Genomic DNA, 25,484 nt, shown 5'->3' with positions numbered 1-25,484 from the left:
GGAGGCTCCGGTGCGTGCCTCGCTAGTGTTCCTTGCGTGCCGGGTCGGAGTTCGACCCCGCGGCGTCGTGGTCCTCGCCGGCAGTGCGGGCCGTGCGGGCCTCGGCCTCGAGGGCTTCGGCTTCGTCCCCGCCGATCGCCTCGCCGCGTGCCACCATTCCGGCGGTGTCGGAGAGCTTGACCTGCTTCAGGAACAGGGCCAGCACGAAGGCGATGAGGATGAACGGGATGAGGTACCAGAACACGGGTGCCAGCGAATCGGCGTAGGCGTTCACGATGCCCTCGCGCACGGCGTCCGGAAGCTGCGACATGGTCTGCGGATCCAGCGTTGCCGTGGCGCTGCCGGCCTCCGAGGCGTTGGCCCCGGCGGCCGTGAATACCTCGGTGAGCTTCTCGGAGAGGCGGTTGGTGAACATCGCACCGAAGATCGCCACGCCCAGGGCGGCACCCACCTCGCGGAAGTAGTTGTTCGTGGAGGTCGCGGTGCCCACCATCGTGGGATCCACGGCGTTCTGCACCACCAGCACCACGACCTGCATGATGAGGCCCAGGCCGGCGCCGAAGACGAACAAGTACACGCAGATCAGCCACAGCGGGGTGGTCGCGCTCAGCGTGGTGAAGGCCAGCATGGCGGCCGCCGTGACAAGTGCGCCGGCGATCGGGTAGGCCTTGTACTTGCCGGACTTGGTGATGGAAATGCCGGAGTAGATGCTGGTGCCCATCAGGCCGACCATCATCGGCAGCATCAGCAGGCCGGAGACCGCGGCGGAGGTCCCGGAGGACATCTGCAGAAACGTCGGTACGAACGCGATGGCCGCGAACATGCCCAGGCCCAGCGTGAAGCCGATGGCCGTGGCGTTGATGAAGACCGGGTTCTTGAAGAGCGAGAGCGGGATGATCGGGTCCTCGGCGCGGGCCTCGGCGACCACGAACAGCGTGGCGGCAACGAGCAGGCCCAGGCCCCAGGCCCAGGTCTCCGGGGCGCCCCAGCCGTGGTTCTTGGAGCCGCCGAAGTCGGTGAAGAAGATCAGGCAGGTGGTGGCCGCGGAAAGCAGCAGCACGCCGAGCACGTCGATCTTCTTCGTCGACTTCTTGTTCGGGATGGTCAACGCGAACCAGGCGATCAGGAATGCGCCGATGCCGATCGGGATGTTGATGTAGAACGCCCACTGCCAGCTCAGGTGGTCGACGAAGAAGCCGCCGAGCAGCGGCCCCGCCACGGCGGAGAGGCCGAAGATGGCGCCCAGCGGGCCCATGTACTTGCCGCGCTCGGAGGCCGGGACGATGTCGGCGATGATGGCCTGCGAGAGGATCATCAGGCCGCCGCCGCCCAGGCCCTGCATGGCGCGGAAGAAGACGAAGACCCAGAAGCTGCCGGCGAAGGCCGCACCGATGGAGGCCAGCGTGAACAGCGCGATGGCGACGAGGAACAGGTTGCGCCGGCCCAGGACGTCACCGAACTTGCCGTAGATCGGCATCACGATGGTGGTGGCCAGCAGGTAGGCGGTGGTGATCCAGGCCTGGTGCTCGACGCCGCCGAGCTGGCCCACGATGGTGGGCATGGCGGTGGAGACGATGGTCTGGTCAAGTGAGGAGAGCATCATGCCCGCGATCAGCGCGGAGAAGATGATCCAGATGCGCCGCTGCGTCAGCAGCAGGGGCGCGGATCCCGGGGCGGGCCGGGATGCTGTGGCTGTGGACATGTGTGGGTTCCTTGGGATCGTGGCGGGGGAATCGGGGTGGGAGGTGCCCGGCGGGGAGTGCCGGGCTAACGGGGCGGGAGGGCCCCGGAAAGGTCGCGGTGCAGCGGCTGGGCGAACAGCTGGCGGGTGTGCCGCATCAGGTCCAGGAACTCGTCCTCGAGGGAGGTTTCCCGGGAAGATGCCGCGTAGCGCTGGATGGCCTGGTGGGTGGCGAACTTGACGGTGTGGACGAGCATGGCCAGCCCGGGGTGGTCGGCAGCGACTCCCTCGCGCTCGGCCACCAGGGCCATGAACTCCTTCAGACGTTCGGGCCCGACCTCGACCATCTTGGCCAGCAGTTCCGGCTCTCGGTGGGCGGCTTCGAAGAAGCCGTGCGCGCTCAGGATTTCTTCCTCGTCGCGGCGCAGTTGCGTCACCACGAGTTCCACGAGGTCCGCGAGCAGCGTGGGGGAGATCCCCTCGATGCCCGGCGGGCGGGCCTGCCTGAAGCGTTCGAGGGCCTCTTCGGGCACACCGTCGTCGGTGTGCCCGAAGACGGCGTCGAGCTTCGTGGCGAAGTAGTTGAAGAAGGTCCTGCGCGAGATGCCGACGCGCGCGCACAGCTCCTCGACGGTGAAACCTGAGAGGCCGCGTTCGGCGGTGAGCTCGCGCGAGCATCGGGTGATGGCGAGGCGCGTTCGCTGCATGCGTGCGCTGCGCGTCGGCGGAGCCGGCGCATCGCCCGGGGAAGTAATTGCACTTTCGCTCATATAGTGCATTTTTGCACTAATGGTTGCGTGATGCAACTTTTGTGGCTCGGCTCACCGGGCTCCGGGAGGTGAACGGCCGATGGCACGGAAGGCGGGATGGTGCGCCGCCGTCCCCTGCCGCGGGGGAGCGTCCCGGCGTAGCCTTGGGACATGGAAAGGACCGGGTGCGCGGTGGTCGGCGGCGGACCTGCCGGCATGATGCTGGGCCTGCTGCTGGCGCGGGCCGGGGTGCAGGTGGCGGTGCTGGAGAAGCACGGCGACTTCCTGCGCGACTTCCGCGGGGACACGGTACATCCCTCCACCATCCGGCTGCTTGACGAACTCGGCCTGGGCGCGGAGTTCCGCAGGCTTCCGCAGAGCCGCCTGCAGAACATCGCCTTCCCGGTGCGCGGCGGCAGGCTGGTGACCCTTGGCGATTTCGCGCTGCTCAAACCGCCCTACAACTACGTGGCGATGATGCCGCAGTGGGATTTCCTGGACTTCCTGGCCCGTGCCGCCGAACCCGAGCCCACGTACACGATGCTGATGGAGCACACCGCGACCTCACTGGTCTCCGACGGCCGCAGGATCACCGGCGTCCGCTACCGGAGGGCGGACGGGAGCGCGGGAACCCTGCACGCGGACCTCGTCGTCGCCACGGACGGCCGGCACTCGGTGCTGCGCCGCGACGCGGGACTTGTACAGCGGGACTTCCCGGTGCCGTTCGACACCTGGTGGTTCCGCCTGCCGCGCCATGCCGACGAACCCGGGGAGGTGGCGGGCATCGTCCCCTCCTTCGGGGATGGCGAGGGCGTTATCGCGCTGTTCCGGGACGACTACTACCAGATGGGGTACTTCGCCCCGAAGGGGTCCGATGCGCGGCTGCGCGGCGAGGGGGTGGAACGCTTCCGCGGGCGCATCGCCGCGGCCCGACCCGACCTCGCGGACCGCCTGGACGCGATCGGCTCCATGGACGACCTGCACCTGCTTGACGTGCGGCTGGACCGGCTGCGTCGCTGGTACACGGACGGGCTGCTGTGCATCGGAGACGCCTCCCACGCGATGTCGCCCGTGGGAGGGGTGGGCATCAACCTGGCCATCCAGGACGCCGTGGCGGCCGCGAGGCTTCTTGCGCCCGCCTTGTTGCGCGGCAATGTGACGCTCGGCGACCTCGCGGCCCTCCAACGCCGGCGCAGGTACCCGACCCACCTTATCCAGGGTGTCCAGCGGATCATGCACCGCCAGGTGTTTGCCCCGCTGTTCACCGGCAGGCGCTCCGGGCTGCCGCCGGCCGTGCTCTTCGGGGCGCGGCACGTGCCGGTGGCGCGCACCCTCATGCCCCGGCTGATCGGGCTCGGGCCCCGGGCCGAACACGCCCCGGACTTCGCCAGGCGGCCGGAACCGCAGCGCTGAGGCCGGGGCGGCCGGATTGCCGGAAGGCCCCCGCGCGGCGCCTTCCCGGGCGCCTAGTGCTTGCCGGTCATCGTCGTGACATCGAGCAGTTCGTCGAGCTGGGCCTCGGTGAGTTCCGCGCGCTCCACGTAGCCGAGCGCGATCGTCGCCTGGCGCACCGTCAGACCGTCGGCCACGGCCTTCTTGGCGATCTTCGCGGCGTTCTCGTAGCCGATGTACTTGTTCAGCGGGGTCACGATCGAGGGGGAGGCCTCGGCAAGGAACCGCGCGCGCTCCGTGTTCGCGGTGATGCCGGAGACCATTTTCTCCGCCATGACCGTGGTGGTGTTGCCCAGCAGGCGGATCGACTCGAGAAGGTTGGCGGCCATCACCGGGATGCCCACGTTCAGCTCGAACGCGCCGTTGGTGCCGGACCACGCGATGGCCGTGTCGTTGCCGATCACCTGCGCGGCGACCATGATTGCGGCCTCGGAGATCACCGGGTTGACCTTGCCCGGCATGATCGAGGACCCCGGCTGCAGGTCGGGGATGGCGATCTCGCCCAGGCCGGTGTTGGGCCCGGAGCCCATCCAGCGCAGGTCGTTGTTGATCTTCATCAGCGAGATCGCGATGTTGCGCAGCTGCGCGGAAGCCTCGATCAGCCCGTCGCGGTTGGCCTGGGCCTCGAAGTGGTTGCGGGCCTCGGTGATGGGCAACCCGGTGTCCTCGGCCAGCAGCTCGATGACGCGCTGGGGGAACCCGGCGGGGGTATTGATGCCGGTGCCCACCGCGGTGCCGCCCAGCGGCACCTCGGCAACGCGCGGCAGGGTGGCCAGGATGCGTTCGACGCCGTAGCGCATCTGCGCCGCGTAGCCGCCGAACTCCTGGCCCAGGGTCACCGGGGTGGCATCCATCAGGTGGGTGCGGCCGGACTTCACCACGTCGGCGAACTCCGCGGCCTTGGCCTCCAGGGACGCGGCCAGCGTTTCCAGGCCCGGGACCACGTCGCCGAGCAGGCCGGCGGTCGCCGCGACGTGAACGGAGGTGGGGAAGACGTCGTTGGAGGACTGGGATGCGTTGACGTGGTCGTTGGGGTGGACGACTGTGTTCGAGCCGGCGGCCGCGAGCGCACGCGTGGCAAGTTCGGCCAGCACCTCGTTCATGTTCATGTTCGAGGAGGTGCCGGACCCGGTCTGGAACACGTCGATCGGGAAGTGCTCGTCGTACCTGTTGGCTGCGACCTCGTCGGCTGCCGCCACGATTGCCTGCGCCCGCTCGGCATCGAGCACGCCGAGTTCCAGGTTGGCCAGCGCCGCGGCCTTCTTCACCTGGGCCAGCGCCCTGATGTGCGCGGGCTCGAGCCGCTTGCCGGAGATCGGGAAGTTCTCCACGGCGCGCTGGGTCTGGGCCCGGTAGAGGGCCGCGGCCGGAACCCGTACCTCGCCCATGGTGTCGTGTTCGATGCGGAAGTCAGCAGAATTGTCCATGGCTCCCACGGTACGCCCGCGCGGGGTCCGGCGGCAGGTCCCCACGCAATCGGCGAAACCGGGAATAGAACCGGTCACTGCCGCTTTTCGTCGCGCGCGGTGTGTGTCCTAGAGGACGCCGAAGCCCGAGACCATCTCCGCCTTGCCCTCGGCCAATCGGTAGGTCACGCCGATCACTGCGGTGCTCCCGTTCTCCACGGCGGAGGAAATGATGCGGGACTGCTCGACCAGCCGGTGGGTTGTCTGCTGCACGTGCTCCACCACTGTGGTGTTCACGTCGTGGATGCCGTTGCGGCGCGCGGCGATGACCGAGGGGGTGATGTGCTCGACGAGGTCGCGGATGAAGCCGGTGGGCATCTGGCCGGTCTCGACGGAGTCGATTGTCGCGGTGACAGCACCGCAGGAGTCGTGGCCCAGGACCACGATCAGCGGGACGTTGAGCATGGCGACGGAGTACTCGAGGGAGCCCAGGGCTGCCGCATCGATCACGTGGCCGGCGGTGCGGACCACGAACACGTCGCCCAGGCCCAGGTCGAAGATGATCTCGGCGGCGAGGCGAGAATCCGAGCAACCGAAGATCACTGCGAAGGGGTTCTGCTTGTCGACCAGGGCGTGGCGGCGCATCGCGTCCTGGTTCGGGTGGTCCGTGCTTCCGGCGACAAACCGGGAGTTCCCCTCGCGCAGTTTCCGCCATGCTTCGGCGGGGGTGAGGGTCGGGGCTTCGGCTGTGGTGTCGGCTTCGTTCATGTTTTTCAGCTTAAACCCATCGATGCCCTGCGTCCGTACCGGGGCAGAAGCATGAAGCGGTTCCGTGTGTGAAAAGTCTCACCGGGTGCCGGGATGCGTGCCGAGCCTGAGGGGCCGGCCTGCGCCGGGTCAGGAAGCGGGGATCTGCTGCTGTGCCAGGCGGGCCAGGGAGTCGAGGGTCTCGATGCCGCTGTCGCTGGTGAGCACCACCGTGGAGTCCCCGATCGTGGAGATCAGGACCTCGGTCTTCTCCTTCTTGCGCAGTTCCCAGGCCTTACCGTCGACAAGGTGTTCTCCGGCCGGTGCCGCGTTGTCGGTGACGGTGGCCAGCCACGAAGGGTTCGCGTCGGCGCTCTGGCGGACCCAGACGAACTTTGCGTCGTCTGTGACGACGCCGAACTCCCAGTACTTGATGCCGTCGATGTTTCCGGTGATCCAGCGTGCGAAGTTCACGTAGTCGCCCTCCGGCAGCACCGGCGCCCACGGGGTGAAGGCCGCGTCGGCGGCGGCCTGCGAGGCGACTGCCGAGACCTCGACCGGCTGGCGGTAGGTGTCGGCCTTGTTGGCCGGGTTGATCAGCACCACCGGGATGGCCACCGCGACGGTGAGCACCACGGAAATGATCATGCCCTTGAGCGTCTGGTTGGCGCGCTTGGCCTGCGACGGGGTCAGGACCGGCTTGAACGGTGGCTGGGTCTCGCCGTCCGCGGGGGTCTCCGGGGCCGCCGGCGGCTCGGTGGCTGCGGCGGGGGCGGATGCGGGCGCGGAGGGGTGCTCGGGGTGCTGGGTCACCCAACCATTCTCGCGCATCGGCGCCGCAGAATCTAAACGCGGTGCCGGGCTCCCGGAGGCCCTGCCGGGGAACGAGTTGACCACGGGCGATATGATGGAGGATGTTGGCCCCCGGCAAACGAAGCAGATCTCAACGATGAGGAAGACCGTGACTGAAGCCACGAATTTTGCCCACCTGTCCCCACGACTTTCGGTCGGCGACGCCGAACCGGACCGCAACCTGGCCCTTGAACTAGTGCGCGCCACCGAGGCAGCAGCCATCGCCTCCAGCCCCTGGGTTGGCTTCGGCGACAAGAACGCCGCCGACGGTGCCGCCGTCGACGCCATGCGCTCGCTGCTGTCCACCGTGTCCTTCAACGGCGTCGTCGTCATCGGCGAGGGCGAAAAGGACGAAGCGCCGATGCTCTTCAACGGTGAGCACGTAGGCGACGGAACCGGCGCCGAATGCGACGTCGCCGTCGACCCGATCGACGGCACCCGACTGACCGCCCTGGGCATCGGCAACGCACTGTCAGTGCTCGCCGTGGCCGACCGCGGATCCATGTTCGACCCGTCCGCTGTCTTCTACATGGAAAAGCTCGTCACCGGCCCGGAAGCAGCCGAGCTTGTCGACCTGCGCCTGCCGGTCAAGCAGAACCTGCACCTGATCGCCAAGGCCAAGGGCAAGAAGATCTCCCAGGTCACCGTCTGCATCCTTGACCGCCCGCGCCACGCAGGACTCGTCGAGGAGATCCGCGCCGCCGGGGCGCGCACCAAGTTCATCATGGACGGCGACGTCGCCGGCGCGATCGCCGCGACCCGCGAGGGCACCGGCGTCGACGCGCTGATGGGCATCGGCGGCACCCCCGAGGGCATCGTCACGGCCTGCGCCATCAAGTCGCTCGGCGGCATCATCCAGGGCCGCCTGTGGCCGACCGACGACGACGAGCGCCAGAAGGCCATCGACGCCGGCCACGACCTGGACCGCGTGCTGACCACCAACGACCTTGTCACCTCCGACAACTGCTACTTCGCGGCCACGGGCATCACCGACGGCGACCTGCTGCGCGGGGTGCGCTACAAGAACAACCGCATCCACACCCAGTCGATCGTGATGCGCTCCAAGTCGGGCACCATCCGCTTCGTCGATGGCGAGCACCAGGCCGACAAATGGGACGCCTACACCCGCTAGGGAAGGACCGCTCCGCCAACGACGAGGGCCCCGTTCGAATCATCGACGATGATTCGAACGGGGCCCTCGGGCATTGACGCGGGGTTTTCCCGCTGCCGGGTTGTTCCCGTTGGCCGGGGTCAGGCGCGGGCGGGAACCGTGACAGCGAAGGCGCGCGCACCGGAGCCCACGGAACGCCGGGCCATGGCGGGGGCCTCGGCGGCGCCGATGAACACGGACTCGCCACGGTGCAGGACCATGTCACCGCGCGGGGTGTCGAGCACCAGCTGCCCGTCCACACACACCATCAGCACGGGCCCGTTGGCCGCGACAGGGACGTCGGCGTCGGCCATGTCCGCCGAGTCCCCGGCGGCCGGGATCTCGATGTGCTGCAGCTGGAACTCGTCGAACGGCGGGGCGAAGACCTGCTGGCCGAAGGCCGTGGTCTCGGGGGCCAGCAGCGGGACCTGCTGCGGCTCGAACACGGTGATCCGCAGCAGTTCCGGCAGGTCGATGTGCTTGGCGGTCAAACCGCCGCGCAGCACGTTGTCGGAGTTCGCCATGACCTCCACGCCCAGCCCGCGCAGGTACGCGTGGGCGTTGCCCGCGGCCAGGTAGATGGCCTGGCCCGGGGAGAGCTGGACCAGGTTGAGCATGAGCGAGACCAAGATGCCCCGGTCGTTCGGGTAGTGGGCGTCCAGCGAGGGCAATTCCGCCAGCGCCGGGTGGGCGCGCAGGGACTCCTCGGCCCGGACGGCCTCCAGCGCCTGGGCCGTCAGCTCGGAAAGCTCGGGTGCGCCGCACAGCAACCTCCCGAAGGTGGCGCGCAGGGCGTCCTCGCCGTCCAGCAGGCCGAGGATCCCGGCGCACGCCTCGGCGGCGACGCCGGAGAGCCGGGGGAGGAGCAGGGAGAACAGCTCGCGGATCTCGGCCGGCTCGCGGAACCCGCTCAGGGCCGCGAAGTCGGTGAGCGCATAGATCATCTCGGGCTTGTGCGCTGCATCGCGGTAGTTGCGGTGCGGTGCGTCGATCGGGACGCCTGCCTCGTTTTCCGCAGCGAACCCGTCGGCGGCCTGCGCCGCGTTCGGGTGGACCTGGATCGAGAGCGGCTTCTCGGCAGCCAGGAGCTTGAGCAGGAACGGCAACGAACCGCATTCGGCGGCCACCTCCGGGCCAAGCAGCGACTGCGCATCGCGGGAAATAAGCTCGTCAAGCCCCGGGTTCACACCGGGACCGTCGGAAAGGACCCGGGACGGAGCGCTTGGATGCGCACCGATCCACATCTCGGCCTCGGGCTGGTCCACGGCTTCACGACCCAGCAGGTCGGCGATCAGCGTGCGGGAACCCCAGGGGTAGTTGCGAAGGGGATTTTCCAATCGATACAAGGTGGCACGTCTCTCTACGGAACGGAGCATTCGTTGTTGTTGGCCGCGATTTTCGACAGGATGTCGGTGCGTCCAATCTGTTCCAGGGTGACCAGGTACTCTTCGGTGAGTGGGGACCCATCGGGCTTGGTGGTGGGCACGGAGGCCTCACCTTCGTTGACTTTCGAGGGTTCGCTGTTGCGTTTGGTGGAGCCGGACGTCGAGCTGCCGGTGCTCGGCGAGGAGCTCTTCGGGCTGCCGCCCGAGGAATCGGCCTTCTTCTGAGACTCGGCCGCCTTCGGCTTCTTGGATTCCCCGCTGGTTGCGATCATCGAGGAGATGCGTTCGTGGATCTTGTCGAAGTCGGGGTAGGTGGAGAACTTGTCGGCGGCCGAGCCGAAGTCCGGGGCACCGAGGGTGAGGTGCTCGAACGGGGTGGCCCGGGCCTTGTCCGCGAGGTTCAGGAAGGACCCCAGCTGCTGCTGCGGGATGTCGGTCTCGACGAGGTCCTCGCCGGCATCCATGATCGACGTGAACCGGGTGAGCATGGTCTGCGGGCTGAACTGGGAAATCATCGCCTGCTGCAGGCACTGCTGGCGCGCGATGCGGTGGTAGTCGGTGGTGAACTCGCGGGAGCGGGCGAACCAGAGCGCCTGCTTGCCGTTGAACGTGTGCACCCCTGGTTCGAACCAGTGGGTGTTCACCGTGGAATTCGGCCACTTCTTGGCGTTGTAGGGGACCCATCCGCCGGAATCTACGGTGACCCCGCCCATGGCGTCGATGAACCCGGCGAACCCGGCCATGTTGATCATGACGTAGCCCTGGACTTCCAGGCCGGTGGTTCCCTCGATGGCCTCCATGGTGGCCTGCGCCCCGGGGTTTTCCACGCCGGGGTAGAGGTCCGCGTGCTGGTCCGTCGCGTTGCGGTAGATGGCGTTGAACAGGCATTCGTCGCCGCAGTTGTAGCCATCCGGATAAACCTTGCGCATCGGCGAGTCCTCGGAGAACTGTGCGTTCTGGAAGTTTCGCGGGATGGAAATCAGCAGGGTCTTGCCGGTCTTGGCGTCGACGCTGAGCAGCGACATGCTGTCGGTGCGCACGCCCTCGCGGTTGCCCGCGGAGTCGGAGCCGAACACCGCGATGTTGTAGCGCCCGTCGACCGGCTTGAAAGCAGGCCCGGAGCTGAAGACGTTTGAAAGGGTGGCCCGGCCCTTGTTCAGCACGAACCCGCCGTAGCCCAGTGCGCCGCTGGTGGCCACGACGGCCACCACCAGGCCGCCGACGACGATCATCCTGGCCCCCGGGGCCAGCAGCTTGGGTCGGATGATGGCCAGCGTGTTCAGGAACACCAGCAGCCACCCGGCCGCCAGCGCAAAGAGCACGATGCTGGCCGTCAGCTGCACCCATGATTGTGCGAAAAAGCTCAGCAGCCAGTCGCGCTTGACAAGGGCCAGCACTATGATCGCGACGAGCAGGGCCCAGCAGGCCATGGTGACGCGCATGGCGATCCCGCCCAGCTCACGCTTTCCCGAAACCCATTGGGCACTGCCGGGGAAAAAGATGGTCAGCAGTAACAGCACCACGGCGCGCTTGGTGCGCACCGGTGCCGTGGCCGACTCGGGGTCCGGCAGGAGGTCGGTCGAGCGTGCGGAAGGGCGGGACGACGTCATAGGGTTCCTTACTCGCCGAACTCGGCGACGGCGGCGGCACGCAACGCGGTGCCCTTCTCCGAGGCTACCTCGCGCAGTCCCTCGGCGAACGCGAGGAGGCGGGTGCGCAGCAAGGCGGCGAGCTCGTCGGTTCCTGTGGCAAGCATGCGCACGGCCAGCAGGCCGGCGTTGCGTGCCCCGCCGATCGAGACGGTTGCCACGGGGACTCCGGCAGGCATCTGCACGATCGAGAGCAGCGAGTCCATGCCGTCGAGCGTCTTCAGCGGCACCGGGACGCCGACGACGGGCAGCGGGGTGACCGAGGCAAGCATGCCCGGCAGGTGTGCGGCGCCGCCGGCACCGGCGATGATCACGCGGATGCCGCGGGTGTGGGCTTCCTTGCCGTAGGCGATCATGTCCTCGGGCATGCGGTGCGCGGAGACGACGTCCGCCTCGAAGGGGATGCCGAACTCGGCCAGTGCCTCGGCGGCCGGGCGCATGACGGGCCAGTCGGAATCCGAGCCCATGACCAGTCCGACGAGCGGGGTTTCATTCGACATCTATGCTTTTCCTTCGGTGCTTGCTGCGGTCGTCGCTTCGACGCCGTCGCGGATGATGGAGGCCACGGTGTTGGCGCGGGCGCGCAGCGACTCGGCGCTCTCGCCGGGTTCGGAGACGACGTTGACGTGCCCGATCTTGCGTCCGGGACGCACCGACTTGCCGTAGGCGTGGACCTTGACGCGTGGTTCGGCGGACAGGGCCGCGCTGAACGCGGAGTACAGGTCCTGGTTCTCGCCGCCGAGGTAGTTCTTCATGACGGTGATTTCGCCCAGCGCGTCGGTGGCGCCCAGCGGCAGGTCAAGGACCGCGCGCAGGTGCTGCTCGAACTGGCTGGTGATCGAGCCGTTCATGGTCCAGTGCCCGGTGTTGTGCGGGCGCATGGCGAGCTCGTTGATGACAAAGCCGGCACCGGATCCGGGGGTCTCGAAGAGCTCGGCCGCCATGACGCCGGTGACACCGAACGCGTTGGCGATCTTCAGGGCCGCGGATTCGGCAGTGTGCGCGACCTCGGGGGAGATGTCCTGGGCCGGGGCGATGACCTCGTCGCAGACGCCGTCGACCTGGATGGTGTGCACCACGTCCCAGGCCTTGGAATCGCCGGACGGGGTACGGGCTACCAGAGCGGAAAGTTCGCGGGTGAACGGGACCTTGTCCTCGGCGAGCAGGGCGCCGTTGCCGAACCAGTCCGCGGCGGCGCGGGCCTCGTCGGCGTCGTCGATCATGCGCACGCCTTTGCCGTCGTAGCCGCCGCGCGGGGTCTTGAGCACGACGGGCCAGCCGATCTGCTCGCCGAAGGACACGAGTTCCTCGACGGTTTCGACGGCGGCCCAGGCCGGGTTGGGCAGGCCGAGTTCCTCGATCGCCGCGCGCATGACCAGCTTGTCCTGGGCATGAATCAGCGCGGCGGGGCGTGGCTGGACGTTGACACCCTCGGAAATCAGCGCCTGCAGGTGCTCGTTCGGCACATGCTCGTGGTCGAACGTGAGAACGTCGACGCCGCGTGCGAACTGCCGCAGCGTTGCCAAATCCTTGTAGTCACCCACCGGTGCGTCGGCAACGGAGCGCGCAGCTGAGACATCCGGGCCTTCGGCGAGGATGCGTAGTTCGAATCCGAGGTTCAATGCCTCGGGGGCCATCATGCGTGCGAGTTGGCCTCCGCCAACAACGCCAATTACTGGAAACGTCACCTACATAGCCTACCCAACGACGGTCGCGCGCCGCGGAGCCAAAGCGACTTTGGACACCATTCTTGGGTAACTTTCAGTGAACCGCATTAGAATACTTAGGTTGACCGGGTCATGAAGTCGCGGTTCGGCAGTACCGATGCACCCGGATTCCGATAGTCTCGCGGGGCGGTGCCATCAAACCAATCCGTGGAGGATCATGCAGACCAAGCTCTGGGGCCGGCTCACCGGCCTCGTGTCGATGATGTGGCGCGAAGTCGCCAAGTTCGGTGTTGTGGGCGGTGTCGCCTTCGTCATCGACTCGGGCATCTACCTGTGGATGCTCGAGGGCCCGATGCACGACTCGGAAGTCAAGGCCAAGATCGTCGCCGGTGTGGTCGCCACCTTGTTCTCGTGGGTTGCCAACCGCTTCTGGACCTTCCGCCACCGTCGCCAGGCCAACGTGGTGCGAGAGCTGGTGATGTTCCTCATCATGAACGCCATCGGCCTGGGCATTGCCGCTGCCTGCGTCTGGGTCACGAAGTACTGGATCGGGCTGACCGACACCACCAGCCTGTTCATTGCGGGCTCGGTCGTGGGCCTGGTGCTGGGTACCATCTTCCGCTTCTTCGCCTACCGCTTCTGGGTCTTCGGCGCCGAACTGGACGAGGAAGAGGCATTCGCACACGACCGCGAGCTGATCGGCATCGGTGCGGAGACTGGCAGCACCGCGACGGTCGCAGCCCGGAAGACCTCAAACGAGGCAGCCAACTAGTTTTCCCCCGCGGCATGGCTGTGCCAGGCCGCGGAAACCGCAAAGGTTCCCGTCGTTTCCTTCCCAATGGGCAGGAAACGACGGGAACCTTTCTTGTTTTGCGGGCCGGGCACGAGTTGCACCCGGCGTCGCGGCCGCTAGCCCGCCTGGTCCAGGCGGTTCACCACGCGTTCGCCCGAGAGCAGTCGGTCGGTGATCTCCACGCCCTCTTCGACGAGGACCACGGGGGAGCCGTTCGCCCACAGTCCCACGAGTTCCGGCAGCAGTCGTTCAAGCGGCCACGCGGTGGTGGCCAGCGTTGTTCCCTCCAGGTTTCCCGGGGTGAACAGCTCGCTGAAGCTTCGGGCACCGGCGGTTCCCTCGGCGGAGGCCAGGGCCGGAGCTCCGGTGTCTATGGGCGAGGCAAAGAAGGAGTCCGCGTAGGCACGAACCTCGGCTGCGTAGTCGGTGGCCCCCACCGGGAGCTCTCCGTCGTAGGACATGGCCAGTGAGGGGAGCGGGACCACCAGCACTTCGACCGAACCGCCCACCTCGAGGGTGTCGGGGTAGGCCGTGACAAAGAGGTCGACGTCGCCGGGGTCCGTCCCCGGTGCGATGCAGTGAAGCTCGGCCCCCAAATGCCAGCATGCGAGCGCCAAGGCAGCGGATTTCCAGTGCCCGGGCATGTCGGTGGCAACGGTGTCTCCGGGGGCTAAATCAAACTCTTCGCTCAAAAGGTTCGCGCTCTTGGCAACCCAGTTGTCGAAAACCCTGCCACTGAGCTCAACGCGCTCACCGCTGTGCGAGTACCAGGTGAGCCATGGATGGGTGGAGTGCCGGACCGGTGACAGCAGGGCCTCAACCGGAGATAACGAATTGGTATCAAATGTCATGGGAAGATCCTTGTCATGCCCGAAATTCACGGGGAATTCACGGGGTTGTGGTTTTGCCGGTATCCATCACCGAGCATGCGGGCGTGGCGTGACCCTGAATCAGCGAATACTTTCGCTAAAATCGTCGACCCCACTTGACGCATCCGGAGTTACACCAGTGTAATTAGATAGTGAACCGTCCGGGAGAGCGAAATTGTCTCGCGGCGGCTTTTTGTTGAAGAGTCGCCGCTGTTTTCCCGGGGTCTGGGCAAGTGTCGAATTCGTTACAGCGGAAGGTAATTGAACCATGGGGAACGTGGATCGCGGCTTCGAAGAAGCGGCAGTACGGGCCGTCGCGCCGACCCGGTTCGGGTCGCGCAACGTGCCGTCGGACTGGTTTGTCGATCCGGCAACGGCCAACGCGGCCGAGAGCGACAGTGATTCCCAGGTTCTGGGCAGCGAAGAACAAGTAGCTGCCTTCTTGTTGGCCCACGACGCGGCCAACGAACTTGCGGGAGCACCGACTCCATCGTGGGCACCGAGCCTCGACGCGGAGTTGGATGGCGGGAACCCGTCGAAGGCCATCTGGATCGGCTTGGGGGCCGAATCCGAGGATGGCGAACTGGGCTGGCAGTCCCAGGCGCTTTGCGCCCAAACCGACCCGGAGGCGTTCTTCCCCGAAAAGGGCGGATCGACCCGGGACGCGAAGCGCGTATGCGGCTCATGCAGCGTGCGCTCCGAGTGCCTGGAATACGCATTGACCAATGATGAACGATTCGGTATTTGGGGCGGATTGTCAGAGCGTGAACGTCGACGTTTACGGAAACGAGCAGTCTAATTCTCCCTACGATCCACGTTACCGCCGTTGTGGCATCCCGCAACGGCTCTGCTTTCCTCCCACGAACCCTGACCGCGCTGCGGGATCAGACACGCCTGATCGACAGGTTCGTGGGAGTGGACGCTTCATCCGCCGACGACTCCGAGGCGCTGCTGCGCAAGCACCTGCCCTCGGATGCGAGCATCCTCTCCGTCGCGCCACACAGCTTCGGGCGGTCGGTGAAGACGGCCGTCGACTCGCTGGGACAGCCGAAGCCGGGGCGCACCGAATGGCTGTGGCTGATCCACGACGACTCGGTGCCAGAACTCGACGCGCTGGAGAAGCTTCTCACCGTCGTCGAGGCCACCGAGTCGGTGACCATTGCCGGCTGCAAGCAGCTTGACCTCGATTCCCCGCGGCGCCTGCTGGACGTCGGCCTGGGCGTGAACGAGCACGCGGAACGCGTCACCCTCATCGAAATCGACGAAGTCGACCAGGGGCAGTACGACGGACGCACGGACTCCTTCGCCGTGACGAGCGCCGGCATGCTGATCCGCCGCGACGTCTTCGAACAACTCGGCGGGTTCGACCCCGCCCTTCCCGGCCTGGGCGACGACATGGACCTGTGCTGGCGAAACCGCCTCATGGGACACCGCGTGGTGGTCGTGCCGCAGGCCCGCATGTACCACAAGGCCGAGGTCGTCAGGGCGCTGGCCGGACCGCACGAGACCCGCCGCGCCGAGGTCTTCATGCGCCTGAAGCACGCCGCCGCGTGGAAGATCCCGTTCCTGGTGGTGGGCGCCGTGCTCGGCGGGCTCTTCCGCTTCGTGGACTCGCTGCTGGCCAAGGACCCCGCCTACGCCTTCGGGCAGCTGGGCGCCACGCTGCGAGCCGTCGGCTCGCCCCTGAAACTTTCCCGCTCCCGGGCCGCTGCCGCCGAAACCCGGCGCGTGCCGCGCAACTCCATAGCGCGCCTGCTCACCGACCAGTCAACGGTGCGCGAGCACCGCAAGCACATGCTTGAAAGCATCGACCACGCACAGGTGTACGGCGACGGAACCGGCGCCCTGACCTCCGAGGCGCCCAGCGGCGATGCCCGCAACGACTTCGCGGCCCTGGCCGGGCCGGCCCGCACCTCGGCCGTCGTCAGCGCCATCCTGGCCGTCCTGGGCACACTGGCCGTGTCCCTGGTGGGCCTGCGCGCACTGATCGGTGCGCCTGCGGTCGCCGGGGGTGCGCTGCTTCCGCTCTCGCGGACCGCCGGCGAGATCCTGGCCAACGCCACCACCTGGTGGCAGGACCTCGGCGCCGGGGTACCCGGCGGGGCCGACCCGTTCGACTTCCTGCTCTGGCTGGGCGCACTGCTCGGCGGCGGCAACGCCAACGCCGCGGCCGTTGTGCTGACGCTGCTGGCCATGCCGCTTGCCGCGCTGAGTGCCTGGCTCGGACTGGGTGCGGTGACCCGTTCCCGCGCGGCCCGCATGGTCGGCGGGCTGCTCTGGGGACTCGCCCCGGTGCTGCAGGTGTCGCTGGCCTCGGGCCGCGCCGGCGCCGTGGTGGTTCACGTTGCCGCGCCGCTGCTGCTGATGGCCCTGCTGCGCACCGTCGGTGCCGCAGCTGATACAAAGGCACGCACCCCGTGGTCCACGGAGCAGAACCTCTCCCGCCCCGGGTTCGGAGGTGTCCCCTCCTGGACGGCAGCGGCCTCGGCGTCGCTGCTGCTGGCCGTCGTCGCTGCCTCCTCCCCGGCACTCGGCCTGGTCCTGGTGGTGCTCGTCCTCTTGGCCGCCATCCCGCTGGGATCGCGGGCCAAGACCCTGTGGTGGGTTCCGCTGCCGGCACTCGTCTTCCAGCTGCCGCTGGTCATCGCCGCGCTGGGCAACCCGCGCGCGCTGCTCGCCGACCCCGGGCTCCCGCTGGCCTTCACCCCGGCCCCGCTGTGGGCCCAGGCGCTGGGCTTCGCCGTCGACTTCGACCCGTGGGCCGTCCCGGCCGGCTTCGGATTCCTGCCCGAGGGCCCCTGGGCCCTGGTCCTGGCGCTGGTGATCGGCGCGCCGCTGCTGCTTGCCGCGGTGCTGTCGCTGTTCCTGGGCGGCCCGAAGGCCTCGCTGCCCAGGGCCCTGTGGCTGCTGGGCCTGCTGGTGCTGGCCGCCGGCTACGGTGCCGGGCTGGTCCCCACCGGGGTCTCCGGCAACTCGCTGGTGGGGCCGTTCAGCGCCCCGTTCGTCTCCGCCTTCCTGCTGGCGATGCTCTTCGCCGCGGCGCTGGGCATGGGGGCACTGCGCCGGGAACACGAAGCCCCGGCAACCCCGACGCTGGTGGACCGTTCGGGCTCCACCGCAGAACCCGCACGCAGGGCCCCGTCCGGCGTGCTCGTCACGGCTTCCTCGCTCATGGCGCTGGCCATCGTCGCCGGCGGAGCCAACTGGGTGTTGTCCCAGGGCCTCCGCCCGCAGGCAGGGGAGACCTCGTGGGGGACCACGAGCGCGCTGCGTGCCGTGGCCCCGCGCACGCTGCCGGCCACGGCCGCCGACCGCGGGCTGGGCCAGTACGAGGACCGCACCCTGGTGCTCGCGCAGGGTACCGACGGCGCCATCTCGGCGGCGCTGATGAATGGCTCGGGAACCACCGCCGACTCGCTGTCCCAGGTCGCCACCGCCGAACGCCTGCACGGCAGCCCGCTTGACCCGCAGGTCCGCGCGGACGACGCGGCGGAGAAACTCATCGAATCGACAACTGCCATGCTCGTCTCGGATTCCTCCCTCGACCCGCGCGCGGCGCTGGAGTCCCTGGGCACCGGATTCGTGGTGCTGCAGGAAAACGACGACACCGCCTCCGCCCTTGTCGCACAGCTGGATTCCGTGCCGGGCCTGGTGTCCGTGGGCAAGACCGACGCCGGCTGGCTGTGGCGCGTCGAGCAGCAGCAGGAGGTGGCCGGTGCCGACAACGCCACCGACTTCACCTCCCGCGTGCGGGTGACGACCAACGGGCAGACCACCGCGCTGGTGCCTTCGCACCGGGCAGAGGTCTCCAACGCCACGGTGGCGCCGGGGGAGGGCAAACGCATGGTCGTGCTCTCCGAACGCGCCGATGCCGGCTGGTGGGCAACCCTCGACGGGGTCCCGCTGAAGCGGGCCACCGTTGGGCCGGACAGCGCCGCACTGGCCGGCGCGGCGGGCGCGCAGTCCCTGGCCTGGGCCCAGGGCTTCGAGCTGGGCGCGGAGGGCGGGACCCTGGACGTCGGCTACGCCAGCCCGTTCGAGATCCCCGTGGCCGTCGCCCGGTGGGTGGTGCTGCTGCTGGCCGTGCTGCTGGCCATCCCGATCCCGCGCAGCCGCCGGTTCGCCACGCGCCGGTTGGACGAGTACCGCACCCGCGGAAACGCCGAAAGCATCAACGAGCTCGATCGCGGCATGCACGAGACGCACGCCAAGGAGAACAAGTCATGAGCGAATCACGTCGCGAACGACGAGAAGCAGAACGCGGATCCGCGCGCCGGCGCAGTTCGCTGGGCAAGCCCGGGGCCGGCAAGCCCGAAGCCGGCGCTCCGGTACCCGCCGATCCGTCCGCGAAGGAACCGACCCCGCAGGATCGGGCCCCCGCGGGCCCGGCCGGCGCCTCCGCCGCCGCCGACGAGGTGGCGGACCGGGAACCCGGCCGCTCCGGCGGCCCTGCGGAACCCGCCGCCCCGAAACCCGGCCCGGGGGCGGGCGAGCCCGCCGAAGCACCATCCGCGGCCCCCACGGCACCCTCTGCCTCGCCGGACCAGTCGAAACCGGCTGCCTCCGCGGCCCCGGCAAAACCCGGCGCACGTGCCGGGCGGCGCGGCCGCAAGGCCCTGGGCGTCGCCGGCTCTGTGGCAGTACTCTGCCTGGGCGCCGCGGCCATCGCCGCCGGCTCCCTGTTCCCCCCGGAGCTCCCCGCACAGGGCGCCACCACGGAACTGACAACGCTGCCGGCGGGGGATTCGCTGGCAAGCTGCCCCGCCTCGGTGCGCCTGCTCAAGGGCGCCGGAAGCGGAACCGACCCCGAGTTCGCCCCCGCCTCGAAGGACGCCAAGTCGCTGGTGCGCGCCGCGGCACTCTCGGACACCTCCGGGCGCATCTCCGGTGCGCAGCTGGTCGAGGCCAACGGGACGGCCGCAACCCAGCTGTCCCCGAGGCTCGACGACGCCGAGGCCGCCACGCTCAGCGGCGCGGCCAAGGACGGAACCTCCCAGCGCCGCGGCGTGGTCGGCGGCGGGGTCTCCCACGACGCCCCGCTGGGCCTGCGCACCCAGCCGCTGGGCGGGGTGCAGTCGCTGTCCTCGGCCTCCCGCTTCTACGCTGCCACGGACGGGGACCTGGCCGGGCTGGCCGCGGCCCCGTGCACGGCCCCCGCGGCGGAGTCCTGGATCACCGGCGCCTCGACCACGGGCGGCACCACCTCGGTGCTGCACCTGGTGAATTCCTCGTCCTCGGTGAGCCAGGTCCGCATCGACCTGCGCGGCGCCGGCGGCATGATCGCCGCGCCCAACCTGGAATCAGTGGCCATCGCACCGGGCGAGTCGAAGTCGCTGGTGCTGGCCGCCTACGCCCCGAACGAGAAGTCGCTCTCGCTGAAGGTCGTGGCCTCCGGCGGCCGGGTGAACGCCAGCATCCAGCAGAGCACCCTGCGCGGACTTGTCCCCGGCGGCGTCGACTACCTGGTGGCCGGAACCCCCGCGGCCAACCACCAAGTGATCCCCGGCGTGCTGCTGATGGACCCGAGGCAGGCGGGCGAGCTGGCAGGCTCCGCGGCCACGGCCGACGCCGTGCCAGAACTCCACGTGGCGGCGACGGCCGCCGAGGGCGCCACCGTCAAGGTCCGCCTGCTGGGTGCCTCCGGCGAGGTGGCAGTGCCCGGCGGCGGGGAACTCGTGGTGGCCTCGAACGCGACGGCACGGTTGCCGCTGACGGGCCTTCCCGCCGGAGCCTACACCGTGGTGCTTGAATCGGATTCGGCGGTCAGCGCCGCGGTCCGGATGGTGCGCGGCACCAAGGCCGCCGAACCCATGGACCAGGCCTGGGCCGCCGGGGCGGACCGCATCGGCAGCGAGCACCTGGTGGTCCTGCCGGAGTCGGGCACCGCGAAGCTGGTGCTCAATGCGCCGGTGGACAGCTCCACCGTCACCCTGCGGCCGCTGCGGAAGGACGGCACGCTGGGCGCCGAGCGGAAGATCGAGCTCGCTGGCTCCAAGACCGTGGCGTTGGCCGCCTCGGAACTGGGCCCCGACGTCGCCGCCGTCATGCTCTCGGCCAGCGGGGCCCCGAGCTACGCGGCGACGACCATCGAGGAAGGCGCCACGGGCATCGCCGTGCTTCCGCTGGGTGATGCCCCGATGGGCCGCGAGGGCGTCCAGGTGCAGCTGCGCCACTGAGCCCGCCGCAACCCGGCCCGCGGCATGCCCGGCGACTGCTAGTCGCCGGACCCGTTGCCCCAGGCACGGTAGCCGGGGTCGATGTCCTGTGGGTCCATGGCCCACAGCTCGGCCAGCTGCTCGACGACGGCCATGTGCACGAACTCGGCCAGTTCGGTCGGCAGCGGGCAGGCCTGCTCGATGGGCCGCCGGTACAGGGTGATGCGTTCGGGTCGCCCGGGCCGGCCCGGGCGGCTGGTGGCCCAGGGCACCCGTGACCCGGTGGCCTGCGCCTTCGCCAGGACCTTGGAGTTCGGCACCAGCATCAGGCGGAAGTCGATGCCGGTGACGCGCTCGCCCCACCGGTCCGCCAGCCGCTCCGCGGATTCCACCAGCAGGTCCTCGAAGTGCTCCTCGCGGGTGCGTGCCCCGGGCAGCCGGGCATCGAGCATCGGCCCGCGCCGCCCGCGCCCGTGGCGGTTGCGGGTGCGGCGGCTGAAGCCGCGGCCGGTGCCGTCCCCGGAGCCCCGCGGGACGTGGCCCGTGCCAGGCGCCGGGCCCTGCCCGGGATCATCCGGGCCCTGCCCGGGATCATCCGGGCCCCTGGGTTCCAGGTCGATCGACAGGTGTTTGTCCATGACCCAAGACTAGACCCGGGCATGCGCCCGCCGGGCGGCGGCACGGCATTGTGCCGGTGTGCGGCGGTGCGTCGCGGGAATCGGCGCGGAACCGGGTAGTCTGTCTAACCGTGGGATCATCCAGACTTTGTTCACGTTCGGCGTGCCGTCAACCGGCCATCGCGACCTTGACGTACGTGTATGCCGACTCAACCGCTGTTTTGGGCCCGCTGGCCACCTTTGCGGAACCGCATTGCTACGACCTGTGCGCCGGTCACGCCGCACGCCTGACGGTGCCGCTGGGCTGGGAAGTGCTCCGCCTGGCGCTGCCCAGCGAGGCCCCGCTGAGCAGCGACGACCTCTACGCCCTGGCACGCGCCGTGCGCGAACAGGAAGCCGAGGCCGCCGTCGAACCCGCGGGCGATGTCCCCGCACCGCGCACCGCGCCCCCTGCCATCGAACCCGGTTCGGGCGCCCACCTGACCCGCAGGCACCTGCGCGTGCTGCGCGAGGGGAACCTGGAGCCCTAAACTGGGTTGCATGTCTAAACTTTCCGCTGAATTTTCCTCACTGCTGCGCTGCCCCCTGACGGGCTCCGAACTCCGGCAGTCCGGCGCCGTGCTGGTCTCCTCCGGGACCGGTGCCCACGGCGAACGCTACAGCTACCCGATCGTCGAGGGCATCCCGATGCTGCTGGCCGGCGAGGCCACCGAGATCCCTGCCGGATCCGCGACAGCGGACGCCGGGCAGTAGCCCCCGACCACGTGCCCGCAACCGACACGCTGGGCCGCGAACACCGCGGTGAGCAGGCGGTTGGGCACATGTCTCGATAGGCTTGCACGGTGGTGTGTGCCGGACCCCGCACGGGTGCCCGGCACCGGCACAGGCACGTCGCCCAAAGTCATCAGGTGTGAGGGAGAACATGGCAGAGCAGGACGAAACCCAGGCCGGAGCCCGGGAGCCCCGGACGGCGCCGCCGGCGGAGCCGGCCTCCGCGGTCCGGGCCGCCGAGCCCGTCAAGGTTCCGGCCGAGGCCATGCCGCTGAGCGCCGCGGCTGCTGCGGCCGCCGCGAAGATCGAGGCGAGCATCGCCGCCTCCCGCGCCGCAGCCGCGGCGCAGGGGTCCGCACCGGCACCGATGCTCCTGCCGGAGCCCGAAACCCTGGCCGAACCCGTGGATGAACCCGTCGAGCACCAGCTTCCGGCAACGTCCCCGGCCGTGCCCAACCCCGCCATCAGCGCCGCCGCGGCTGCCGCCTCCGGCGTCGCTGCCACCGCGGGTCCCGCACAGCCCGCGACGGCGGACTCCCGGGAGGTCGACGACGTCATCGCGCGGATCCCCGTCGAGCCCCGCACGCCCGAGGCGCCGCAGCCTGCCCCGACCGCCGCGACGCCCGCGGACCCGGGCACCCCGCCCAGCGCCACCCGCGCGCTTCCCGCTTCCGCGAATGCCGGATCCGCGGCCGGCAGCCCGGCCACTGCCTCCGCCGTGGCCGAGGCGCGCAACCGCGTCTTCGGCGCCTACACCCCGGGCCCGGAGCCGACCCCCGCCGCCCGCGAGCGCCGGGCCGCCCGCGAGGCGGCGCTCGGTGCCAAGCCGCTGCTGGCCCGCACCCTGCAGGTGGTGCTGGCCGCCGCCTACCCGTTCGTGCTGCTGATCCTGGCCATCCGCCTGATCGCCAGCCCCGCTTTCCTGTGGATCGCCTACCAGCGCCCGGGCTTCCCGGCGGACGGCTTCGGCTTCAGCACCGCCGACCGGTTGCTCTACGGCTCCTACGGCGTCGACTACCTGAACAACGTCGCCGACTCCCGCTACCTCGGCGAGCTGCGCGACACCCTGGGCAACCCGTTGTTCCTGAACACCGAGGTCCAGCACATGCTGGACGTCAAGAACGTCATCTCCACCACCTACCTGGCCGGCCTGGTGCTTGCCGCGATCATGGTGGTGGCCCTCGTCTACCTGGGCCGGAGCTACAGCGGGGGCATCCGCCGCGGGCTGTTCGCCGGCGCCGTCGCCACACTGGGGCTGTTCGCGGTGCTGGGAACCGTGGCCGCCCTGGGCTGGGAGGCCTTCTTCACCGGCTTCCACAAGATCTTCTTCGCGAACGGCACCTGGACGTTCAACTACTCGGACACGCTGATCCGCCTCTACCCGCCGCAGTTCTGGGTCGATGCGGCGATCGCCATCGCGGTGCTCGTGGCGGTGGCCTCGGTGGCCACGCTTATTGCCACGTGGCCGACGGCCAAGCGCCGCGAATCCTCGCGGCTGCGCCAGGAAGCGCGGGTCTTCGGCCTGAAGTAGCAGCGGCCCGCAACTGCCGCACGACGGCGGGCAACCGGCCGTGGAACAAACGGGGCCCTGCCGGGTCCGGGAGCAACATCCCGGACCCGGCAGGGCCCCGTTTGGCGCATCCGGCGCTAGCGCCGGTAAAGCGCGTCGATGTCCGCGGCGAACGACTCGATCACGCCGGCGCGCTTGAGCTTCATCGAGGGGGTCAGATGCCCCGACTCCTCGGTGAAGTCCTGCCCGAGCACCGTGAACTTCCTGATGGCCTCGGCCTGCGAGACGGTGGTGTTGGCCGCGTCCACGGCGTGCTGCACCGCAGCCAGCACCAGCGGGTGGACGGCCGCCTCCGCCGGGGACAGCGGAGCCAGCCCGTTGGCCTTGCACCACGGGCCCAGCTCGTCGGTGTCCAGGGTGACGAGGGCGGCGACGAACGGGCGGTTCTCGCCCACCACCACCGCCTGGGAGACCAGCCTGTCGGAGCGGATATATTCCTCCAGCGGGCCGGGCGCCACGTTCTTGCCGCCGGCCGTCACGATGATGTCCTTCTTGCGCCCGGTGATGCGCAGGAACCCGGCCTCGTCCAGGGACCCGGTGTCGCCGGTCCTGAAGAAGCCGTCGGCGTCGAAGGCCCCGGCCGAGGCCTCGGGGTTGTTGTGGTAGCCGGCGAAGACGCCGATGCCCTTGATGAGCACCTCGCCGTCGGGGGCGATGCGGATGGTGGTGCCCGGGATCGGGATGCCCACCGTTCCCACGCGCACGTCGTCGGCCATGTTCACGGCGGCGGGCGCCGTGGTCTCGGTCAGCCCGTAGCCTTCGAGCAGGCCCAGCCCGGCGCCGCGGAAGAAGTGCGCCAGGTCCGCGTTCAGCGCGCTGGCCCCGGAGATCGTGTAGCGGGCATGCCCGCCAAGCACCGCGCGCAGCCGGGGGTAGAGCACCTTGTTGAACAGCGCGTGCTTGGCCAGCAGGACGGGGGAGCGGAAGACGCGTTCGCCGCGCCCGCGCGCATCGGCCGCCTTCGAGTATTCGATGGCCACGGCCTCCGCCTGCGCGAAGAGCCTGCCCTTGCCGGCGGCCTCCGCCGTCGCGAACGCGGTCGCGCGGATCTTCTCGAAGATCCGCGGAACGGCCAGCAGGAAGCCGGGCTTCACCGCCGCCATGTCCTCGACAAGCGTTGCCGCGGACGGCGTGTGGGCGATCGTGGAGCCGGCGTGCAGGCAGACCTGTTGCACGGCGCGGGCGAAGACGTGCGCCAGCGGCAGGAACATCAGGGTTCGTTCCCCGTCGCCCAGCACCTTTGACATGTGCGGGGCAAGGTTCACGGCGACCTCGGAGAAGTTCGCGTGGGTCATCATGCAGCCCTTGGGCCGCCCCGTGGTGCCCGAGGTGTAGACGAGCGTCGCGGTGTCCGCCAGGCCCGCGGCCAGGCGCGCGGCCTCCACCTCCGCCTCGGAGACGGACGAGGCGGCGCCGCGCTCCAGCAGCTGTTGCAGCCCGCCGGAGGGGATGCCGGAATCTGCTTCCCCGGACCCCTCGTCGAAGACCCGGATCGCAACGGGCTCGCCCAGCAGCGCCAGCGCCGCGCGGACCACGCCGGCCCGCTGGGCATCCTCGGCGAACACGTACCTGGCCCCCGAGTCGCGCAGGATCCATTCGACCTGGAACGGGGAGCTGGTCTCGTAGACCGGCACGGAGACGGCGCCGGCAAACCAGACGGCCTGCTCGGCCAGGGCCCACTCGTAGCGGGTGCGGGACATGATGACCACGCGGTCCCCGGGCCGCACGCCGTCGGCCATGAGCGCCTTGGCCAGCAAGCGGACGTCGGCCACGAAGTCGGCCGTCGAGACATCGTGCCACCGCCCGCCGCGCTTGACGCTGAACAGCGGGGCACCGCCGCCGGATTCGAGCCGGTCCACCAGCAGCTGGGTGGTGTTGAAGCCCGGGGGGAGGTCGATCAGTTTTTCGGTGCTTGATTCGCGCATGCGGGGTGTTCCTGCTCGTCGGGGTTGCCCGGGGCCGCCGCGTGCG

At 69.4% G+C, this 25,484-nt stretch carries 21 protein-coding genes; 9 read left to right on the top strand and 12 right to left on the bottom strand.

Annotated elements, in window-relative coordinates; all coding sequences use genetic code 11:
• Positions 1-22 precede the first annotated feature (22 nt).
• Entirely contained in the window at positions 23-1,702 is a 1,680-nt protein-coding gene (locus tag ACSYDW_RS09340) for an MDR family MFS transporter (RefSeq protein WP_438338457.1), read from the bottom strand.
• 65 nt (positions 1,703-1,767) lie between these two features.
• Entirely contained in the window at positions 1,768-2,451 is a 684-nt protein-coding gene (locus ACSYDW_RS09335) for a TetR/AcrR family transcriptional regulator (RefSeq protein ID WP_438338456.1), read from the bottom strand.
• Positions 2,452-2,601: 150 nt separating this feature from the next.
• Here ACSYDW_RS09335 and ACSYDW_RS09330 point away from each other — a divergent pair, with 150 nt between their 5' ends.
• On the top strand, positions 2,602-3,843 hold the full coding sequence (locus ACSYDW_RS09330; protein WP_438338455.1) for an FAD-dependent oxidoreductase: 1,242 nt from the start codon (positions 2,602-2,604) through the stop codon (positions 3,841-3,843).
• Between the two features lie 53 nt (positions 3,844-3,896).
• On the opposite strand, the gene ACSYDW_RS09325 is transcribed toward ACSYDW_RS09330, so the two are convergent.
• The 3 genes from ACSYDW_RS09325 to ACSYDW_RS09315 form a co-directional block, all read right to left on the bottom strand.
• On the bottom strand, positions 3,897-5,309 hold the full coding sequence (locus ACSYDW_RS09325; protein ID WP_438338454.1) for a class II fumarate hydratase: 1,413 nt from the start codon (positions 5,307-5,309) through the stop codon (positions 3,897-3,899).
• A gap of 108 nt (positions 5,310-5,417) precedes the next feature.
• A complete protein-coding gene (locus tag ACSYDW_RS09320) occupies positions 5,418-6,056 on the bottom strand; it encodes a carbonic anhydrase (RefSeq protein WP_438338453.1) in 639 nt (212 codons plus the stop codon).
• A 129-nt stretch (positions 6,057-6,185) separates the two neighbouring features.
• On the bottom strand, positions 6,186-6,848 hold the full coding sequence (locus ACSYDW_RS09315; RefSeq protein ID WP_438338452.1) for a DUF4245 domain-containing protein: 663 nt from the start codon (positions 6,846-6,848) through the stop codon (positions 6,186-6,188).
• A 136-nt stretch (positions 6,849-6,984) separates the two neighbouring features.
• On the opposite strand from ACSYDW_RS09315, the gene glpX reads away from it, so the two are divergent.
• Positions 6,985-8,019 carry a class II fructose-bisphosphatase gene (glpX, locus tag ACSYDW_RS09310; protein WP_438338451.1) on the top strand — a complete coding sequence of 345 codons (1,035 nt, stop codon included), beginning with the start codon at positions 6,985-6,987 and terminating at the stop codon, positions 8,017-8,019.
• A 119-nt stretch (positions 8,020-8,138) separates the two neighbouring features.
• Here the strand turns inward: glpX and manA are convergent, their stop codons facing one another.
• From manA to ACSYDW_RS09290, 4 genes are read right to left on the bottom strand one after another with little or no spacing between them, the layout of a single operon-like run.
• Entirely contained in the window at positions 8,139-9,374 is a 1,236-nt protein-coding gene (manA, locus tag ACSYDW_RS09305; protein ID WP_438338450.1) for a mannose-6-phosphate isomerase, class I, read from the bottom strand.
• 23 nt (positions 9,375-9,397) lie between these two features.
• Complete coding sequence (locus ACSYDW_RS09300; protein ID WP_438338449.1) at positions 9,398-11,032, bottom strand: LCP family protein; 1,635 nt, start codon at positions 11,030-11,032, stop codon at positions 9,398-9,400.
• 8 nt (positions 11,033-11,040) lie between these two features.
• Positions 11,041-11,571 (bottom strand): 5-(carboxyamino)imidazole ribonucleotide mutase, encoded by a 531-nt coding sequence (gene purE / locus ACSYDW_RS09295; protein ID WP_438338448.1) that lies wholly within the window; start codon positions 11,569-11,571, stop codon positions 11,041-11,043.
• Positions 11,572-12,759 (bottom strand): 5-(carboxyamino)imidazole ribonucleotide synthase, encoded by a 1,188-nt coding sequence (locus ACSYDW_RS09290; RefSeq protein ID WP_438338447.1) that lies wholly within the window; start codon positions 12,757-12,759, stop codon positions 11,572-11,574.
• Positions 12,760-12,955: 196 nt separating this feature from the next.
• On the opposite strand from ACSYDW_RS09290, the gene ACSYDW_RS09285 reads away from it, so the two are divergent.
• Positions 12,956-13,510 (top strand): GtrA family protein, encoded by a 555-nt coding sequence (locus tag ACSYDW_RS09285; protein WP_438338446.1) that lies wholly within the window; start codon positions 12,956-12,958, stop codon positions 13,508-13,510.
• Between the two features lie 137 nt (positions 13,511-13,647).
• Here the strand turns inward: ACSYDW_RS09285 and ACSYDW_RS09280 are convergent, their stop codons facing one another.
• Complete coding sequence (locus ACSYDW_RS09280; protein ID WP_438338445.1) at positions 13,648-14,382, bottom strand: TIGR03089 family protein; 735 nt, start codon at positions 14,380-14,382, stop codon at positions 13,648-13,650.
• Positions 14,383-14,668: 286 nt separating this feature from the next.
• Between ACSYDW_RS09280 and ACSYDW_RS09275 the strand changes: the two genes are divergently transcribed.
• The 3 genes from ACSYDW_RS09275 to ACSYDW_RS09265 are packed head-to-tail and all read left to right on the top strand — an operon-like array spanning position 14,669 to position 20,576.
• Complete coding sequence (locus tag ACSYDW_RS09275) at positions 14,669-15,199, top strand: WhiB family transcriptional regulator (RefSeq protein ID WP_438338444.1); 531 nt, start codon at positions 14,669-14,671, stop codon at positions 15,197-15,199.
• A 29-nt stretch (positions 15,200-15,228) separates the two neighbouring features.
• On the top strand, positions 15,229-18,627 hold the full coding sequence (locus ACSYDW_RS09270; RefSeq protein WP_438338443.1) for a glycosyltransferase: 3,399 nt from the start codon (positions 15,229-15,231) through the stop codon (positions 18,625-18,627).
• Positions 18,624-20,576 (top strand): DUF5719 family protein, encoded by a 1,953-nt coding sequence (locus tag ACSYDW_RS09265; RefSeq protein WP_438338442.1) that lies wholly within the window; start codon positions 18,624-18,626, stop codon positions 20,574-20,576. Before ACSYDW_RS09270 ends, ACSYDW_RS09265 begins: the two co-directional genes overlap by 4 nt.
• 38 nt (positions 20,577-20,614) lie before the next feature.
• Here ACSYDW_RS09265 and ACSYDW_RS09260 read toward each other — a convergent pair whose 3' ends face one another.
• Positions 20,615-21,193: a metallopeptidase family protein gene (locus ACSYDW_RS09260; protein WP_438338441.1), complete on the bottom strand. Its 579-nt coding sequence runs from the start codon at positions 21,191-21,193 to the stop codon at positions 20,615-20,617.
• 110 nt (positions 21,194-21,303) lie between these two features.
• Between ACSYDW_RS09260 and ACSYDW_RS09255 the strand changes: the two genes are divergently transcribed.
• The 3 genes from ACSYDW_RS09255 (at position 21,304) to ACSYDW_RS09245 (ending at position 23,474) form a co-directional block, all read left to right on the top strand.
• Positions 21,304-21,702, top strand: coding sequence for a DUF3499 domain-containing protein (locus tag ACSYDW_RS09255; RefSeq protein WP_438338440.1), 399 nt, complete (start codon positions 21,304-21,306; stop codon positions 21,700-21,702).
• A gap of 10 nt (positions 21,703-21,712) precedes the next feature.
• Positions 21,713-21,925 carry a Trm112 family protein gene (locus ACSYDW_RS09250; protein ID WP_438338439.1) on the top strand — a complete coding sequence of 71 codons (213 nt, stop codon included), beginning with the start codon at positions 21,713-21,715 and terminating at the stop codon, positions 21,923-21,925.
• A gap of 169 nt (positions 21,926-22,094) precedes the next feature.
• Positions 22,095-23,474, top strand: coding sequence for a TIGR01906 family membrane protein (locus ACSYDW_RS09245; protein ID WP_438338438.1), 1,380 nt, complete (start codon positions 22,095-22,097; stop codon positions 23,472-23,474).
• Positions 23,475-23,590: 116 nt separating this feature from the next.
• Here ACSYDW_RS09245 and ACSYDW_RS09240 read toward each other — a convergent pair whose 3' ends face one another.
• Positions 23,591-25,438 carry an AMP-dependent synthetase/ligase gene (locus ACSYDW_RS09240; RefSeq protein WP_438338437.1) on the bottom strand — a complete coding sequence of 616 codons (1,848 nt, stop codon included), beginning with the start codon at positions 25,436-25,438 and terminating at the stop codon, positions 23,591-23,593.
• Between the last annotated feature and the right edge of the window lie 46 nt (positions 25,439-25,484).

Source organism: Paeniglutamicibacter selenitireducens, assembly GCF_051550675.1.
Classification (GTDB): Bacteria; Actinomycetota; Actinomycetes; order Actinomycetales; family Micrococcaceae; genus Paeniglutamicibacter.
Note: the sequence above shows the minus strand (reverse complement) of the source record. Positions and strands in the feature narration are given on the sequence as shown.